A 16905-nucleotide genomic window follows, 5' to 3' on the forward strand; every position below is an offset into this window, starting at 1 on the left:
GCAAAAGGTAAAACACAACCTTTTGACCCGGCCTCTTCCTTTTCCCTGCTCCAAAGGAAAAAGCGCGTTCCCTATTTATAAAGAAACGATAAAATAGACAGAGATGAAAAATGCGCATGATACATTGTAGTCAGGAGGAATAAGCATGGATGCACGATTATTGTTAGTAGAGGATGATCCGGAAATTGCCCGTGTCATTCGAGATGCGTTTTCCCGGGAAGGGTATGAGGTGACATGGGCTACGACTGGACTGGAAGGCTGGGAGGATTTTTTGCGTGACACGTTTGATCTTGTGCTGGTTGATTTAATGCTGCCTGAAATGGATGGCTTTACTCTTTGCCGGAATATCCGCTGGAAAAGCGATATTCCGTTATTGATTATTAGTGCTCGGACGGAAGATGAGGATAAGGTGAAAGGGCTCGTTGATATTGGCGCGGACGATTATGTGCAAAAGCCGTTTAGCATTACCGAACTGAAAGCGCGGGTAGAATCGGCAATCAAACGCTGGCACCGCTATAAAGGGACCGCAGATTTCAGCGACACGACCGCCTATGATAACGGGTTAATGATTGACTGGGACCAGCAAAAGGTGTTCATCGATGGAAAAGAAAAAGAGTTGACAGTGAAGGAGTTTGAACTGCTGAAGCTTCTGACTCAGCATCCAAACCGGATCTTTTCCAAAAGCGAACTCTATCAGCATGTATGGCTGCAGGTCGATGCAAATGGGCTGCATACCGTCACTGTTCATGTGAAGTCACTTAGGGAAAAACTTGGCGATCCAGTGAAAAGTCCCCGCTTTGTTCAGACCGTATGGGGCAAAGGCTACTGCTTTATCGGGGAGCCAACATGAAGCTGAAGACATGGCTGCTGCTCTCCTACTTTATCGTGATGGTTCTTCCGCTGGCGGGGGCTTATTTCCTTGTCGCTTCAATTCAGGCCTATCATCATGAGCAAAATGTTGAGGAGTATTTTCAAACATGGTCTGAACTCCAGACGATTATTGCTGTACTCGATGATCCGGCGCTGTACCAGCCGTCCTCCGACTGGACGAGGGTGGAAGATTTGACCGATTCTCAACTGTTCATTTTGCTCTATAATCGTGACGGCTTTACTTTATACAGTTCCGCTCCATGGAACACCTCCTCCTTTGCTACTCCGCTTGACAGATTGTACCAGGATTTATACAAGCTGGAGCAGGGACATCGGGCATACAGTTACAGACAACCCGTTTTGGAAAGCAATGAAGTGATTGGTTTTTTTGAAGTACAAGTTGGTCGAAGTGAATGGCTTGCTGCTGTCGAAGAAAGAAGCTGGCTGACGTTTGTCGGATTGGCGCTCCTGTTTCTGATCATCTATATTAGCGTTATTTTTCTGCTTAATCGGAAATTAAACCGGCGGTTAAAGCTGCTGATGGAACAGATGACGGCATTTGCCAAGCGTCAAGAGATCGAGGAAGTCAGAACCAACGACGATGAAATCGGTCTGCTGACAGAGCATTTTTACCGGATGAAAAGGCAAATCGAAGACGCGCAGAAAGCGGTCGAGAAAGAGCAAAAGGAAAAGGAATATATGATTGCCACGCTTTCACATGACTTGAAAACGCCTTTAACGTCGATTCGCGCCTATACCGAAGAAATTCTCCATTCAGGGGACAGGCTGGCGGAGGAGGAACGGAAGGAATACCATATGATCGTGCTTGATAAAGCCAATTATATGAAACAGATGCTCGATGACCTGCTGATGTTCACGCTGATGCAATCATCCAATTATGAGATGACGTTCGTCAAGGTCGAAGGTCAGGAGTTCTTCGAAATGCTCGTTGCCGATTATGAGCCGCTCTGCCGCGAAAAAGGGATCACCATTCATGTGAGCTGTGAAGTGAGCGGAGCGTACTTCGTTAATCCGCAACAGCTGATGCGGGTGGCGGACAATTTGATGAGCAATGCTATCCAGCATACCGCGCCGGGGAAAACCATTTGGCTGGCGGCGTTTTCGGACACATGCAGGCAGCCGGAGTGGATTTTTCCGTTTGCAGCAGAACAGCTGCGGTTTGCAGAGGAAGCGCTCTATCTGGTCGTGCAAAATGAAGGAAAGGGCGTCCAGAAGGAACACGGACCGTATGTGTTTGATCCGCTTTATCAGGCCGATCAGGCGAGAACGAAAAAGGAATCTCGCGGTACGGGACTTGGGTTGAGCATTACAAAGCAAATTATTGAAAAGCATGGCGGCGAGGTTTGGTTTTTCTCAGAAGAGGAGGCCGGTACATGTGTCGTTTGCCAATTGCCAAAATATGAAGGGGAAGGTGAAGAAGATGAACAAAAGGAATCTCGGTAAAGCAACTGGTCTCGCAGGATTCTCCCTGCTGTTATTTGGATGTGCTGCTGGCGGTAGTCAGTATTCACCAGAGCAGGTGCTGAGTCAGGCGTTAGAGGAGCAGGAAGGTGTTCAGGCTTACTATGGTGAGGCGCAAATGACGACCAGCGAGGGTGATCAGGTGATTGATCAGTATCGTTTGAAGGAGTGGGTTAGCGCGGATGGAAAGCGGCGGGTCGACATTGTGAACAGTGAGGGCGATTCAACAGAAATCTCTGTCAATACAGGAACGGCATTGATCAGCTACCAGCCGTTGGCGAACAAGGCCATGCACTTTGCCAGCTCGGAGGATGAGCTTTCCACGCTTACGCCGATGTCTCCTAAGCAGCAGGCTGAGCAAATATTAAGCCTCATTCGAGATACGCACACGATTTCAGCCGGACAGGAAGCGGAAATTGCCGGCCGGGCGGCTCATCATTTGATTGCGACGGCGAATGAAGAAGGCAAACTGGTCGGCGATCAGGAGATTTGGGTCGACAAAGAGAATTGGATGATCTTAAAAAATGTCTCCAGCTCAGGCAACTTGACGATCGATTGGACATACACGGTGGTTGATTTTGAGGCTGAGATCACGGATGATCTTTTTGAACTGGAGCTTCCTGAGGACGTGGAATGGCAGGATCTGAGCTATATGGAACCGAAGGAGTTGACATTGGATGAAGCGATTGAATATGTCGGCAAGCCGTTTTCCTACATTCCTGAAACCGAAGAGCTTACGATTGGACGAATTGAAGTGATGGAGCTGCAAGGGGAGTGGGACCGCGCGGAAGTGACAATCGAATATGTGAAAGAAGGAGTCACGCATTTTTCTGTAACGGTATTTGAAGCATCGGAGCAGGCAGAAGAGGAGCTTGCTTCCCTGGGTGAAGAAAAAATAACAATTCGCGGGCAAGAAGGATCTTACTTAGAGGTAAATGAATTCCGCTCGCTAGTATGGCAGGAAGAGGGACTTTCCTATTCGGTTATTCTGGCTCATTCAGAGCTAACTGTCGACGAGTTTATCGACTTGAGCGAGCAGATGATCGTTGCTGAATAACGAAAAGGGAGCGGGACAATGATTTCGTTAGCAGTCGGCATCGCAGCTGCCGGTTATTTTATCGGCGAAGGGTTGAGGAACTTTCATCATCCTCAGGCGGAGGGCTTGCTCGACTCGGCTGAAGATGAACACGAGTTGATCCGGGATAAAAATGTTCACGATTTCCTGAATATCTCCAAAGAGGATGCCAAAAGCTTAACGGCAGAGCACCCAGATATTCCCCATCTCGTCTTAAACGGCACGATCTATTATCCGAAGCACAAGCTCCGCGAATGGGTGATGAAGCTTGGTGAGTCGTAATCCGGAGGCTTAGCGGAAGAGGTCTCGAAGCTCGCTTGACGCTTTTATAAAAATAGAAGATGGAGGCTGGGATAAAAGGAGTCAACCTTTTGCCTGGCCTCTTAGCCATGAGCGGAACAATTGCTACTGTCTCCCCTCGCTTTACCCGGGTATTAATTGGAGGAATATGTTAATCTATTCATAATGTAAGAGAGCTTACCGAGTCTGAAAGGAGTTATGTGAAATGGAATATGTCGTTCCAGAAGTTACTCTTCATGATGGCGTGACACTTCCCGTGATTGGATTGGGGACGTACCGGTTGAAAGGGGCACAAGGTGTCGAAGCGATCCGGGGGGCGATTGATGAAAGAGGCTATCGCCTGATTGATTCGGCTTATAATTATGAAAATGAGGGAACGGTAGGGGAAGCGATTAGGCAAAGCTCGGTTCCGAGGGAAGAAATACTCGTTACCTCTAAGCTTCCGGGGCGTTATCAGGAATATGAAAAAGCTCAAACTGCGCTTCAGGAATCGTTATTTCGGGCGAATCTGGACTATTATGACCTGTATCTCATTCATTGGCCGAACCCTAAACAGGATCACTATGTGGAAGCGTGGCAGGCCTTACTTGATGCGAAAAAGCAAGGGCTGATTCGTTCGATCGGGGTTTGCAATTTTTTACCGGAGCATCTTGAGCGTCTGGAGCGGGAGACGGGGATCAAGCCAAGCATCAATCAAATTGAGCTGCATCCTTTCTTTAATCAGGCCGAACAAAGAGCGTGGCATGAAAGCAATCAGATCAAGACCCAATCATGGAGCCCGCTGGCGAGAGCAAATCAGCTCTTTCAAAACAAGACACTTCAGCAGCTTGCCGACAACTATCATAAATCGGTTTCACAGATAGTGTTAAGGTGGCATTATCAGCTCGGCGCGATCTCTATTCCGAAATCTGCTTCTCCAGAAAGGCAGGTCGAGAATATTTCCATATTTGATTTTTCATTAGACGAAGCAGATATGAAGGCCATTTCGGAATTAACGCGTCCTGATGGAAGGTTGAAGAACCAGGATCCGGCGATCTATGAGGAATTTTAAAAATAGAAGGTGAGAAAACAGGTTGGTTCTAAGTGAATGGCCGGACGGAGCGAGGTTCCGTGTTCCATTTGCTTAGAGCCTTTTTCAGGTTGACGAACATTCGGATTATCAGTATGATGAATATAAAATACAAACGAATTTATATTTTGTTTGCATTTTAACAAACTTAAAATGGATGTGTTTGATATGGATGTATCTGAGCAGTTTTGGGAGGCATCGCTTGATCAACTAAAACAAGGCTTTGTCGAAGAGCAGCATTCGTACAGCTGTCTGCTATGCGGGGAAAAAGTCGAAAAGGGAGTAATTTATCCCTATGAGAATGTCTCATATGAGGCAGAGAGGTTTATGCGGATTCATATTGAAAAAACGCACAACTCGGTGTTTGACTATCTTTTAGGAATGGATAAGAAGCTGACCGGGTTAACCAATCATCAGAAAAAGCTGCTTCGCCTTTTTTATCAAGGGAAGAGTGATAAGGAGATTCAAGCGGAGCTTGAGATTGGCAGTCCGTCGACAATCCGGCATCACCGGTTTGCGTTGAAGGAAAAAGAAAGACAGGCGAAAACCTTTTTAGCGATGATGGAATTGCTGAAGGAAAAGGATCAGCACGCTCCGTCTTTTATTCCGGTTCACAAGACGGCGACAATGGTCGATGACCGGTACAATATTACAGAAGAAGAGGAGAAGGCGATCATCGACAAGTATTTTCCGGACGGAGCCGATAAGTCGCTAAAGAAATTTCCGCCAAAGGAAAAGCAGCGCCTTGTCGTCTTGAGAGAGATCGTCAAGCAGCTCGACCCTGCTTACGTTTATGACGAAAAAGAACTAAATCAAGTGCTGAAGTGGATTTACGACGATTATGTGATGATCAGAAGATATTTAATCGAATACGGCTTTCTCGATCGAAAGGCGGATGGCAGCGCCTATTGGTTGAGAGGTTAAGAAAGCAGGAGATAGAGATGGAACGAAAAAAAGAATTGAAACACCTTTATAAAGAGCAGCCGATTGAAGCAGGCGTCTATCAAATTAAAAATAACATCAATCAAAAAATATTAATCGGTAGCACAAAGAACATTAAAACAATAAATGGAATCCGGTTCATGCTTGAGACTGGAGCATATACGCCGAATAAAGAGCTGCAAAATGAATGGAATGAATATGGAAAAGATGCGTTTCGCTTTGACATTATAGAAATTTTGAAAAAGAAGGATGAGCCGTTTTTTAATGAGAAGCAAGCTTTAGAAGAGATGGAAAAGAAATGGTTGGACCGGCTGCGACCTTTTGGAGAGCGGGGCTATAACCAATTTGTCGAACAGGGAAATTGAAGAATGCCTGGAGGGTTGCAGGAATAGAAGGATAGAGCGCTCGAACGGGAAGGCCCTGGAGCACACTATTTAATGAAACGTTTGTTTAAATTAAGGCATTGAGAATTCCTCTTTTCATCAGGTTGCTTCAGCTCTAGGTTACTACGTCACTTCCACAAAAAATTATGCTAAAATGGAACATAATCATTCCCGGAAGCGATGAGTCGGATTGAAGGCGGGCGGGAGCAGGTTTTCCTGTCTGCCATCAGTCTTAAAGGAGGGCAAGTGATGGAGCAGCAGCTACATGAGTTTGCGTTTAGGACAGCTGAACCAGATGCCTGCGGGTACTGGGCAGAGCCGGTAACATTTGTTGTTTATCGTCAGCAGTCGCTTCAAGAATGGGCGCGGCTAATTCGCAAAGCGGTTCATCCTCTTATTGTGATTGATGAGCAGAACGATGTGCGGGGGACGATCGAAGCGAATACGATGCTGCGGTTAATGACAGAGGTTGATTCCCTGGAAAGTGTTCTTCCACTGGAGGCGCTTGAAGAGGTAACCTTTGTCGACAGCGGCTCCTCGATCCATGACCTTCGCTTTAACGATTTGCCGCTTGTCCTGGTCAAGCATGAAAGCGGACTGGAGGGGGCAATTACAAAGGAGCGGTGGCGTCAAGCGAATGAGCATTTTTTTCGGGCGGATCATCAGCAGAAGGCAATTTTGGAAACGATTCTTGAAAGCGCTTACGAGGGGATTGTCATTGTAGATAGGCAAGGGAAAATAGTCAACATGAACAAAGCTTATTTAAGCTTTCTCGGGAAACAGACGGAGCAGGAAGTGATTGGTAAGTTTGTTGGTGACGTGATTGATAATACCGAGCTTCATCATGTGGTGAAATCCGGTATGCCGCAAAGAGGCAAGGTTCAGATGATTCAAGGTCAGAAAATGGTAGTCCACCGCATCCCGATTTGGCAGAAGCAGCATGTTATTGGCGCGATTGGCATGCTGATCTTTGAAGGAGTATCAGAGCTGTATCAGATTTTGCAGCAGGCGGGTCCGGCAATTATCAGGGAGGACCGCACAGAAGTACGGGCAGACAGCGTCTATTCATTTGAGCAGATGATCGGAAAAAGCAGGGCATTACAAACCTGTAAAAGCTTTGCGAGGAAAGCGGCACGAACGAAGGCGACCGTTTTAATAACGGGGGAGAGCGGAACGGGGAAGGAGTTATTTGCCCGCTCGATCCACCATCTCAGTTCTCAGCGGGAGGGACCGTTTGTGGCGGTCAATTGTGCGGCCGTTCCTGAATCATTGCTGGAAGCTGAACTGTTCGGCTACGAGGAAGGAGCTTTTACCGGAGCGAAGCGCGGCGGAGCCAGCGGCAAGTTCGAGCAGGCGTCCGGCGGGACATTGTTTTTAGATGAAGTTGCTGATATGTCGCCGGCGATGCAGGCAAAGCTCCTCAGAGTGCTGGAGACGAAAGAGATTACGAGAGTCGGCGGCAGCCGTTCGATGCTCGTAAATGTCCGGCTGATTGCCGCAACGAATACCGGTTTGGAAGGTTTAGTAGAGACAGGGGCATTTCGCCAGGATCTCTATTACCGTTTGAATGTGATTCCGCTTCAGCTGCCGCCGCTACGGGAGAGAGTAGAAGACATTCCCCTTCTACTTAGTCATTATATGGAAAGATGTGCCGCCGACTATCAAATGAAGAAAAAGCAGTTTGGGGAAGAGGCTTTACGCCTGCTGCTCTCTTATGATTGGCCCGGGAATGTGCGTGAACTGGTGAATACGGTTAATTATGTGATGACCATGACTGACGGGACCGAGGTCAGCCAGGCAGATCTACCGCACGTATTTCAAAATCCGGTCATCCCCGCAGCGTCATTAAAGGAAGCGGCGGACGCCGGTGAAAAACATAAAATTAGAGAGGTGCTGCTAGAGGTCGGAGGAAATAAGACGGAAGCGGCAAAGCGTCTAGGTATTCACCGCGCAACGTTATATCGTAAGTTAAAGGAGTTTCAGTTAGAGGAGTAAAAGGATCACTCCTCTTTTTTTATTGGCCAATCAACGCTTGATCATTTTTTATTGTTGAATTTATGTGACGTTGATCGCTCCGTTTGTCGCATTTAAGCAACAAATAAAACGAAAGCGCTTGCGAATCCTGATCTTGTAAGTTGGCACGTTAGTTGCAATGTAAGAGGCTGGGAGGGATCGAGCATGCAACTAATAACGAACCAATTGCCGAAAACAATCGTGTATGGAATAGGCAGTTTTCAGCAGGTGGGAGTTGAAGCAAGGAAGGTTGGCACCAAGGCTTTACTGATTAGTGATCAGATAATGAAAAGCCTTGGCAATGTTGACAGGGCGGGCGAGCTGCTGGAGGAGAGCAGCGTGTATTGGCATGAGTATTTGGGCGTGGAAACGGAGCCAAAAGACATCTATGTGGATCAGGCATTAACGTTATTGCAGCAAAATGGCTGCGATCACATTATTGCCCTTGGGGGAGGGAGCTGCATTGATACGGCTAAAGCCGTGGCGGTATTGGCAACGAATGGTGGGACGATCAGTGACTATATGAACGGCGGGAGGATCGCGGAGAAACATCCGCTCCCGCTAATAGCGATCCCGACAACAGGGGGAACCGGTTCGGAGGCGACGGATGTGACAGTCGTTACAAATACAGCAAACGCCGTCAAAATGATGATCAAGCAGGAAGCTTTTATCCCGCAAAAGGCCATCGTCGACCCGGTATTGACGGTTTCATCACCGCCTCATATTACCGCGGCGACGGGAATCGACGCCTTGACGCATGCCCTTGAGGCATATATCAGCAAAAAGGCGCATCCGTTTACGGATATGCTGGCATTATCAGCGTTGGAACGTATCTATCATCATATCGAGATCGCCTATCATGATGGGGAAAACCTTCAGGCGCGGCATGAATTGATTTATGGTTCAATGCTGGCTGGAATGGCCTTTTCAAATGCTTCTGTTTGCCTTGTTCATGGCATGTCGCGGCCAATCGGTGCGCTTTTTGACGTGCCGCACGGTGTATCCAACGCGATGCTGCTACCGGTTGTGCTTGAGTATACGAAGGAGAGCTGCCGCGATCGACTCGCTGAAATCGCACGGGTCCTGATGCCGGAACGTCGCGAGGACAGCGAGATGGAGCTGTCGGATGCCTTAGTCGAAAGCTTTATCTCTCTTTGTGCGAGGCTGGACATTCCCACACTCCGGCAATGGGGGATCGACGAGGAGCTGTATGCGAGTCAGCTGGAAAAGATGGCCGTCGACGCGCTTGAAAGCGGGAGTCCGCAGAACAATCCGAGGGTGCCTGCAAAAGCAGAAATCATGCACCTGTACGAAGAACTGTTCAGCTATGAACAGCGACCTGTCTCAAAAGGAAAATAAAAAGAAGTGGAGGAAGCAACATGACAAAAAAATTAAAAAATTATATCGGCGGCGAATGGGTTGACGCTGACACCTCTCATTACGAGGCTGTTCCGAATCCGGCCACGGGAGAAGAAATTGCGCAAGTCCCACTGTCAACGAAAGAAGATGTTGATAAAGCAGTGGAGGTGGCAAAGGAAGCCTTTCATTCATGGAAGAAGGTACCTGTGCCAAAGAGGGCCCGTCATTTGTTTAAGTACCAGCAGCTCTTGGTCGAGCAGCATAGTGAGCTGGCGAAACTGATTACGCAGGAAAATGGAAAAACCTATGACGACGCCTATGGCGAAGTGCAACGCGGAATTGAATGCGTGGAGTTTGCGGCGGGAGCCCCGTCGCTGTTGATGGGAGATGTGCTTCCGGATATCGCGACCGGTATTGAATCAGGGATGTACCGTTATCCGGTCGGTGTCGTTGGCGGCATTACGCCATTCAACTTTCCGATGATGGTCCCTTGCTGGATGTTCCCGCTTGCTTTAGCATGCGGCAATACATTTGTCCTGAAGCCGTCCGAGCGCACACCGCTTTTAGCGGAGCGGCTTGTCAGTCTGGCGAGCGAAGCGGGCTTTCCAAAGGGGGTAGTAAACCTCGTCCATGGAGCTCATGATGTCGTAAACCGCCTGCTTGAGCATCCGGACGTTCCGGCGATTTCATTTGTCGGCTCACAGCCGGTTGCCGAATATGTGTATAAGACCGGCACGAGCCACGGCAAGCGGGTTCAGGCTCTTGCCGGTGCCAAAAACCATTCGATCGTTCTCGGGGATTGTGATCTTGATAAGACGGTGCAGGGAATTATGAGCGGAGCCTTTGGCAGTGCAGGTCAGCGTTGTATGGCGACCGCCGTTGTCGTCGTTACTGAGGATATCGCGGACGAACTCGTTGACCGTTTGACGAAGGCGGCTGACGCGCTTGTGCTCGGAGACGGAGCCGATGCGAAAGTGAGCCTCGGTCCCGTGATTCGCCGTTCGCATCTTGATAAGGTGAAAGGACAAATGGAGGAGGCCGTCGGCGAGGGAGCTGTTCTTGTCCGCGATGGGCGAGATGTGCCGGCAGAACTGGCTTCTGGTTACTTTTTAGGTGCGACCATCTTCGACCATGTCACAACGGAGATGGCTATTTGGAAACAGGAAGTGTTTGCGCCTGTTCTCTCGATCATGAGAGTCAAGGATTTGACCGAAGCGATTGAATTGACCAACCGCTCCAAATTTGGCAATGGTTCGGTTTTATATACAAAGAGTGGAGAAGCGGTCCGTCAATACCGTGAAGACATCGAAGTCGGCATGCTTGGCGTCAATGTCAATGTCCCGGCCCCGATGGCCTTCTTCCCCTTCTCCGGCTGGAAGGAGTCCTTCTATGGCGATTTGCATGCGAACGGAAAGGACGGCGTCAACTTCTATACACAGCGGAAAATGCTAACAGCGCGGTGGTATTAAATGGAGTGAGGCTGGGACAGTAATAGAAGTTGAGAAGAAAGAACATGACAATGGCTCTGTTCTGCGCAAATCGCCTACCGAAGTGGTTTTTTCGGTAGGCGATTTTAATATATAAGACATCCACATGCTCTGCAATCATGAGAAAACTCATCATCAACTTCTTCCACGGTTGCAAAATGGGCGTACTTGTTAAGTAATACATTGGTAGAAATTTTTTCTTTGTTCTACCTATTGTATAATAGGCTGCATGTACATATATGTCTGTCTACAGGAAGAAAACAAAAAAATAAGGGAGCTGAGTTGCAGTGACAAACTCGTTAGTTGTTCAGGGTCAAATTTTTATTGAAAGGATCAATAACAGTGGTATGGAATGTTGAGACTTTGCCGAATTGTATTTTAGTTTGGGGGGGTGGCGGAGGAATACACGTAGGAGCCAGAAGGTCTTCGAACGCAAAACAGTCGATTACAACCGTAGTGAAGGAGGCCATGAAAGTGAACAGGCTGATCCACTTACACGGAATGATCTGAGAGATGAAGCCTTAGATTAACATCCTGCAGAGAAGCGAAAGAAATGGTCAAGAGGCTTTTTAGAAGAGTTGAAAATGGATTGAATCAAGTTAAACGTAGCATGGGAAAGTGGGAAGTGAATTCAAATTATCTTTCTTTAGCCTTCTCTAGAGAATGTTAGAAGAAGGCTTAATAATGACATTCGTAGTAAGATGTAATAAAATAGTACAGCAAATGGAATCTAAGGAAAGGGAGTAGTATAAATATGCAAGAATTAAACGTCAACACAAAACCAGGCTTTTTTACACGAATAGAAGCTTCTTTACCTAAATTAAGAGGAGCCGAAAAAAAAGTAGTCAACTTCATTGAAAAGAACCATGAAGAAATTATTCACCTTTCTATTACTGAAGTAGCTGAGAGAAGTCAAACTAGCGAATCATCAGTAGTACGCCTTTGTAAACGATTAGGCTATAAAGGCTTTCAGGATATGAAAATTCACTTAGCAAAAGAAGTGATTTCACCGGAAAAACAAATTCATGAAGTTATTGAAAAGAATGATGATGTTATTACTATTAAGAAAAAGGTTTTTCAGTCCAATATTCAAGCTCTTTACGATTCATTAGAGGTCTGTAATGATAGTCAACTTGAACATGCTGTCAATGCTATTTCAAAGGCCAATCGGATAGAATTTTACGGTACGGGCGGTTCTGGGGTAGTGGCAAGTGACGCTCAACATAAACTTTTAAAATTAGGAATTAAAACTTTTGCCTATAGTGATGCTGTATTACAATGGATGTCAGCTAGTGTTCTAACCGAAAAAGACGTAGTTATTGGCATCTCACATACTGGATCTAATACAGATGTCCTCCATGCGATGAGGTTGGCAAAGGAGGCTGGTGCTACTTTGATTTGTATCACCAATTCATCAAAATCCCCTATAACCCAAATTTCCGATATTATATTACAGACATCATCTAAGGAAACATTATTTAGAACGGATGCAATTTCTTCTAGGATTGCTCAACTTACTATTATTGATATATTAGTAGCGGCATTAGCAAATAATAATTATGAATATTATTATCAACAACTTCAAAAGACAAGGAAATCAACGATAGAGAAAAAATTGTAAATTCAATGTGAAAATTATATTCATTTTTTTCGTAAAAACATTGAAGGAAATTACCACCTTGTGATAGTATATATTTATCGAGTTAATTTTCCGAAAATTAAATTATAAACTTTCTTGTATGGAGGTGTTTTCCTCTTTCTTATATAGGAAAGCGCTGTCATTTTCGGGAATGTCGATAATTAATCAATACAAGGGGCGAAAGAAATGAAGAGAACAATTATACTTTTAATTACTGTATTATTGGTAGTTTCCATCTTGGCAGCATGCGGGGGTAGTTCGAGCAGCGGACAAGGTCAAGAAGAGAATAACGGTGGTGGAGAGAGGGAAGTCGTTACGCTTAAACTGGCGACTCCGGATCCAGACTCCTCAAACGTTACCCTGGCAGCAAAAGAATTTGCAAACAGCGTTGAAGAGAGGACGGATGGTTTGGTTAAAGTTGAAGTGCATGCAAATGGAACTCTCTATGGGGGTGATCCCTCGGCTGGTGTTAAGCAACTTGGAGCTGGAAGTCTTGATCTGTTAGTGCTTTCTACTTCTTTATATGCCAATTTCCAACCTGAATTCAGTGCGATTAGTATCCCCTACCTGTTCGATGATAGAGAACAGTTTATATCTTTTTTAAATGGAGAACTTGGTGAACATTTGTTAATGTCTGTAGAAGATATGGGGATAAAGGGCCTTGGTTATTGGACACGTGATTTTAGACAAATTACTAATTCAAAGCGTCCAATTACTAAGCCGTCAGATTTAGAAGGAATTAAACTAAGGGTGCCCAACAATCCTTTATGGGTTGAGTTTTTTAAGGGTGCTGGAACAGTAACGACGCCGATGGATTTTGCTGAAGTGTATAATGCGCTTCAATTAGGGACGATTGACGGTCAGGAGAATCCCTTAGGTGTGATCAGGTCATCGAATTTTCAAGAAGTCCAACAATACTTAACAATTTCAAACCATATGGCTGACGGGTGGTTGGTAGGAGTGAATCAAGAAAAATTTGAGGGGTTGTCAGAAGATCATAGGCAAGCTATTCAAGAAGCCGTTGAAGAGGTTCAGGCTTGGAAGTCGCAACAAGACCAAAAGGGTTCAGAAGAAATTATTGAATTCTTGCAAAGTGAAGGTATGGAAGTAAATGAACTTAGTTCTGAACAGCAACAGCAATTCGTGGAGGTATCACAAGCGGCTTATCCAACATTTAAAGAGTTGGTAGCTAACGACGAATTTTTTGAGGAAGTTCTTTCATTTGTTGGTAAGAGTCAATAGTTAATTAAAAATGTTAGAGAGAAGCAGTTTTCATTAATGAAAGCGTTTTTATATGGAGGCTGCTTCTCATGTTTAAGGAAAGGAGAATACTATGGGACAGAAATTATCCAAAGAGGTTGCCCCTATATTCCGTTATGTCAATAGAGCCTCAGACTTTCTTGCGACATTAACCGCTATGACCATTTTCGTTGTTGTGATGATCCAAATAATTGGTAGGTTAATATCCCATTCTGCTCCATGGACAGAAGAGGCAACTCGTTTAATATTCATTTGGATGATCTTTTTGGGAATTGGCATTGGGTTTAGAAGGGCAGAATCGCCTAGGGTTACCGTTCTTTTAGATAAATTACCTCTTAGTATAAAGAAATTTTCAAGAGGGGTTTACATAATTGGAACGACAGGTTTTTTTGTTTTTATGTTTGTATACGGAATTGATTTAATGCGCCAACAAATTCATACAAATGAAATGAGTACAGTTTTAATGATGCCTATGTGGATTATTGGTTTAAGCATTCCCGTTTCAGCTTTTCTAGGAATCATTAATACAGTTCAAACCATTATTTATGATCGGAATTTAATATAGGAGGGGGAACAATTGTCTGTTTTTTTATTAATTATCTTTTTTCTGCTTATATTTTTCGGTATTCCAATAGCTGCATCTTTAGGAATTTCAGTGGTTTTAACCATATTGCTATTCACCGATATTCCCCTCAGTATTGTTATCCAGTCAATGTATAGCTCAATGAACAGCTTTATTATGGTCGCCGTGCCGCTCTTTATTCTTGCTGGAATAATCATGGACGAAGGAGGAGTAGCAGAAAGAATCTTTGATTTTGCGAAAAGTGTAGTAGGTTGGATTACTGGTGGATTAGGCCATGTTAATATTTTGGCCAGTTTGATATTTGCTGGTATGGCGGGATCCTCAGTAGCTGATATTGCTAGCACAGGAAGAATTACAATTAACGCTATGACTCGTAATAACTATCCTTTGCAATATGCAACTGCATTGACTCTTATTTCCTCCATGCTTGCAACGATTATTCCACCTAGTATTTTGATGGTGATAGCCGCTTCCACGGCTGGAGTTTCAATTGGAAAAGCATTAATAGGTGGTTTAATTCCGGGGCTATTCATTGCTGCTGTTTTTATGATTGTAAATTATGTTTATTGTAAAAGAAACAAGATTGGAGAACATGTAACATTTAACCTTGGTCGGTTAAGGAAGGATTTTGTTAGAGCATTTCCTGCGTTACTTGCACCAGTGATTCTACTTGGCGGAATATTAAGTGGTTATTTTACTCCAACCGAAGCAGCGGCCATTGCTGTGTTTTATACATTAATAATTGCATTGTTTGTTTATAAGGATATAAAACTTAAGCATTTACCGAATATTTTTTTTAGAACGGCAAAGTTAACAGGAACAATTCTTTTTATTGCTGTGACAGCAAAGCCAGCTAGCTGGGTTTTTGAATATGATGGTTTGCCTACAAGAATGGCGACATTAATAAGTAATATTAGTGAAAATGCTTTCGTGATCATGTTGTTCTTATTTATTTTTTTAATTGTAGTTGGCATGTTTATGGATGCTACAGCAGCTATCTTCATCCTTGTGCCAATTCTAATGCCTACCATTCATGTAGTAGGGATTGATCCAGCATTTTTTGTCATCTTTTTAGTGATTTTATTATCTTTCGGCCTCATTACACCACCTATTGGTGTATGTCTATATGCTGTCTGTAACATAACCGGGCTGAAATTAGAGGAAGTAACAAAAGGAACACTACCTTGGATTTTAATTACCTTTGCTATTCTTTTACTATTTGTTTTGTTCCCTGGTATGATAACTGAACCTCTAAAATGGTTTGATTTGTAAGATTGAAAATTTGTTTCTGTATTTTTAAAAATATGTTGAAGGAAATTACCACCAATATTATAATGAATACCATCCAATGTTTTGTAGTGATTTTATTTTACTCTTGAGGAGTGTGTTTAATGAGAGCAGCTGTTTTTTATGGGCCAAATAATATGAAAGTAGAGGAGGTGAAGATACCAAAAATTAGCGCAGACGAGATATTAGTAAAAGTTAAGGTAAGTGCAGTATGTGGAACGGATGTGCGGATTTATGAAGGAAAAAAAACGAAGGATGTCCGCATTCCGGCAACGATCGGTCATGAACTGGTCGGAGTTATTGATAAAGTAGGAGAGAATGTAGAGGGGTATCAGGTAGGAGAGCGAATCGGGGTGATGCCTGTTATTCCATGTGGACATTGTCATTATTGCTTAAATGGCAAAGAAAACGTCTGCGCCAATAGAACGGCGATTGGATATGAATATGATGGAGGTTTTGCAGAGTATGTTCGTATTCCAACAACCGCCATTAAAGCTGGTAATTTAGTGAAAATCCCAGACCACATTACATTTGAGCAAGCTGTCATCATTGAGCCTTTAGCTTGTTGCCTGAATGGTAATAAAAAGGCAAATGTGAAAATGAATGATACAGTGGTCGTTATTGGAGGTGGACCAATTGGATTAATGCATGTACAGTTAGCGAAAATTGCCGGAGCTAGGAAAGTGATCCTTAGTGAGATCATTGGGCACAGAAGGGAGAAGGGCAAACGATCTGGAGCAGATATTGTGGTGAATCCTGAAGAGGAGTCCTTACAGGAAATTGTAGAAGAAGTAACAGGCGGGTTAGGAGCAGATGTTGTTATTATGGCTATTGGTGTACCGCAGCTTATTAACGGGGCTATTTACTTATTGAAAAAGGGCGGTACGCTTAACTTATTTGCTGGATTTACAAAAGGAATTTTATCAGAAATTGATCCTAATGAAATCCATTACAGAGAGCTGAATGTTAATGGAACCTCCGCATTGACTCGTGCTGACTACCATCAATCATTAGCTCTAGTTGCGGCTGGAAAAATCAATACTGAAGTAATTATTTCCGAAGGTTATACATTGGAAGATATACAAAAGGCAATAGAGGATGTTCGCGATGGAGTTGGGATGAAAGCCATTATAAATATAGACTGATCGATAAAAAA

At 44.5% G+C, this 16905-nt stretch carries 15 protein-coding genes; all 15 read left to right on the plus strand.

Annotation, left to right across the window (positions count from 1 at the left end):
* Positions 1-145: 145 nt before the first annotated feature.
* The 15 genes from M3212_RS14410 to M3212_RS14480 all read left to right on the plus strand — a co-directional run bounded on the left by M3212_RS14410 (position 146) and on the right by M3212_RS14480 (position 16894).
* Positions 146-850, plus strand: a complete 705-nt coding sequence (locus M3212_RS14410; protein WP_251194675.1) for a response regulator transcription factor — start codon at positions 146-148, stop codon at positions 848-850.
* On the plus strand, positions 847-2334 hold the full coding sequence (locus M3212_RS14415; protein WP_251194676.1) for a sensor histidine kinase: 1488 nt from the start codon (positions 847-849) through the stop codon (positions 2332-2334). Before M3212_RS14410 ends, M3212_RS14415 begins: the two co-directional genes overlap by 4 nt.
* The gene (locus tag M3212_RS14420; RefSeq protein ID WP_251194677.1) at positions 2312-3409 is read left to right on the plus strand and encodes a LolA family protein; all 1098 of its coding nucleotides are present in this window, start codon (positions 2312-2314) and stop codon (positions 3407-3409) included. The genes M3212_RS14415 and M3212_RS14420 overlap by 23 nt, the downstream gene beginning before the upstream one ends.
* 18 nt (positions 3410-3427) lie before the next feature.
* On the plus strand, positions 3428-3709 hold the full coding sequence (locus tag M3212_RS14425; protein WP_251194678.1) for a DNA-binding protein: 282 nt from the start codon (positions 3428-3430) through the stop codon (positions 3707-3709).
* 223 nt (positions 3710-3932) lie between these two features.
* On the plus strand, positions 3933-4778 hold the full coding sequence (locus M3212_RS14430) for an aldo/keto reductase (RefSeq protein WP_251194679.1): 846 nt from the start codon (positions 3933-3935) through the stop codon (positions 4776-4778).
* Between the two features lie 186 nt (positions 4779-4964).
* A complete protein-coding gene (locus M3212_RS14435) occupies positions 4965-5720 on the plus strand; it encodes a DUF2087 domain-containing protein (RefSeq protein ID WP_251194680.1) in 756 nt (251 codons plus the stop codon).
* Positions 5721-5737: 17 nt separating this feature from the next.
* Positions 5738-6103, plus strand: a complete 366-nt coding sequence (locus tag M3212_RS14440) for a GIY-YIG nuclease family protein (protein WP_251194681.1) — start codon at positions 5738-5740, stop codon at positions 6101-6103.
* A 267-nt stretch (positions 6104-6370) separates the two neighbouring features.
* Positions 6371-8116, plus strand: a complete 1746-nt coding sequence (locus tag M3212_RS14445) for a sigma-54 interaction domain-containing protein (protein ID WP_251194682.1) — start codon at positions 6371-6373, stop codon at positions 8114-8116.
* A 183-nt stretch (positions 8117-8299) separates the two neighbouring features.
* Positions 8300-9493: an iron-containing alcohol dehydrogenase gene (locus M3212_RS14450; protein ID WP_251194683.1), complete on the plus strand. Its 1194-nt coding sequence runs from the start codon at positions 8300-8302 to the stop codon at positions 9491-9493.
* A 20-nt stretch (positions 9494-9513) separates the two neighbouring features.
* Positions 9514-10962, plus strand: a complete 1449-nt coding sequence (locus M3212_RS14455) for a CoA-acylating methylmalonate-semialdehyde dehydrogenase (protein WP_251194684.1) — start codon at positions 9514-9516, stop codon at positions 10960-10962.
* Between the two features lie 772 nt (positions 10963-11734).
* Positions 11735-12601 carry a MurR/RpiR family transcriptional regulator gene (locus tag M3212_RS14460; RefSeq protein ID WP_251194685.1) on the plus strand — a complete coding sequence of 289 codons (867 nt, stop codon included), beginning with the start codon at positions 11735-11737 and terminating at the stop codon, positions 12599-12601.
* A gap of 204 nt (positions 12602-12805) precedes the next feature.
* Complete coding sequence (locus tag M3212_RS14465) at positions 12806-13861, plus strand: DctP family TRAP transporter solute-binding subunit (RefSeq protein ID WP_251194686.1); 1056 nt, start codon at positions 12806-12808, stop codon at positions 13859-13861.
* 91 nt (positions 13862-13952) lie between these two features.
* Positions 13953-14444, plus strand: coding sequence for a TRAP transporter small permease (locus M3212_RS14470; protein ID WP_251194687.1), 492 nt, complete (start codon positions 13953-13955; stop codon positions 14442-14444).
* Positions 14445-14456: 12 nt separating this feature from the next.
* Positions 14457-15734, plus strand: a complete 1278-nt coding sequence (locus tag M3212_RS14475) for a TRAP transporter large permease (RefSeq protein WP_251194688.1) — start codon at positions 14457-14459, stop codon at positions 15732-15734.
* Between the two features lie 119 nt (positions 15735-15853).
* Positions 15854-16894, plus strand: coding sequence for a zinc-dependent dehydrogenase (locus tag M3212_RS14480; RefSeq protein ID WP_251194689.1), 1041 nt, complete (start codon positions 15854-15856; stop codon positions 16892-16894).
* Positions 16895-16905 lie beyond the last annotated feature (11 nt).

It is taken from the genome of Halalkalibacter oceani, assembly GCF_023715705.1.
In the GTDB taxonomy this organism is placed as follows: domain Bacteria; phylum Bacillota; class Bacilli; order Bacillales; family Bacillaceae_D; genus Halalkalibacter; species Halalkalibacter oceani_A.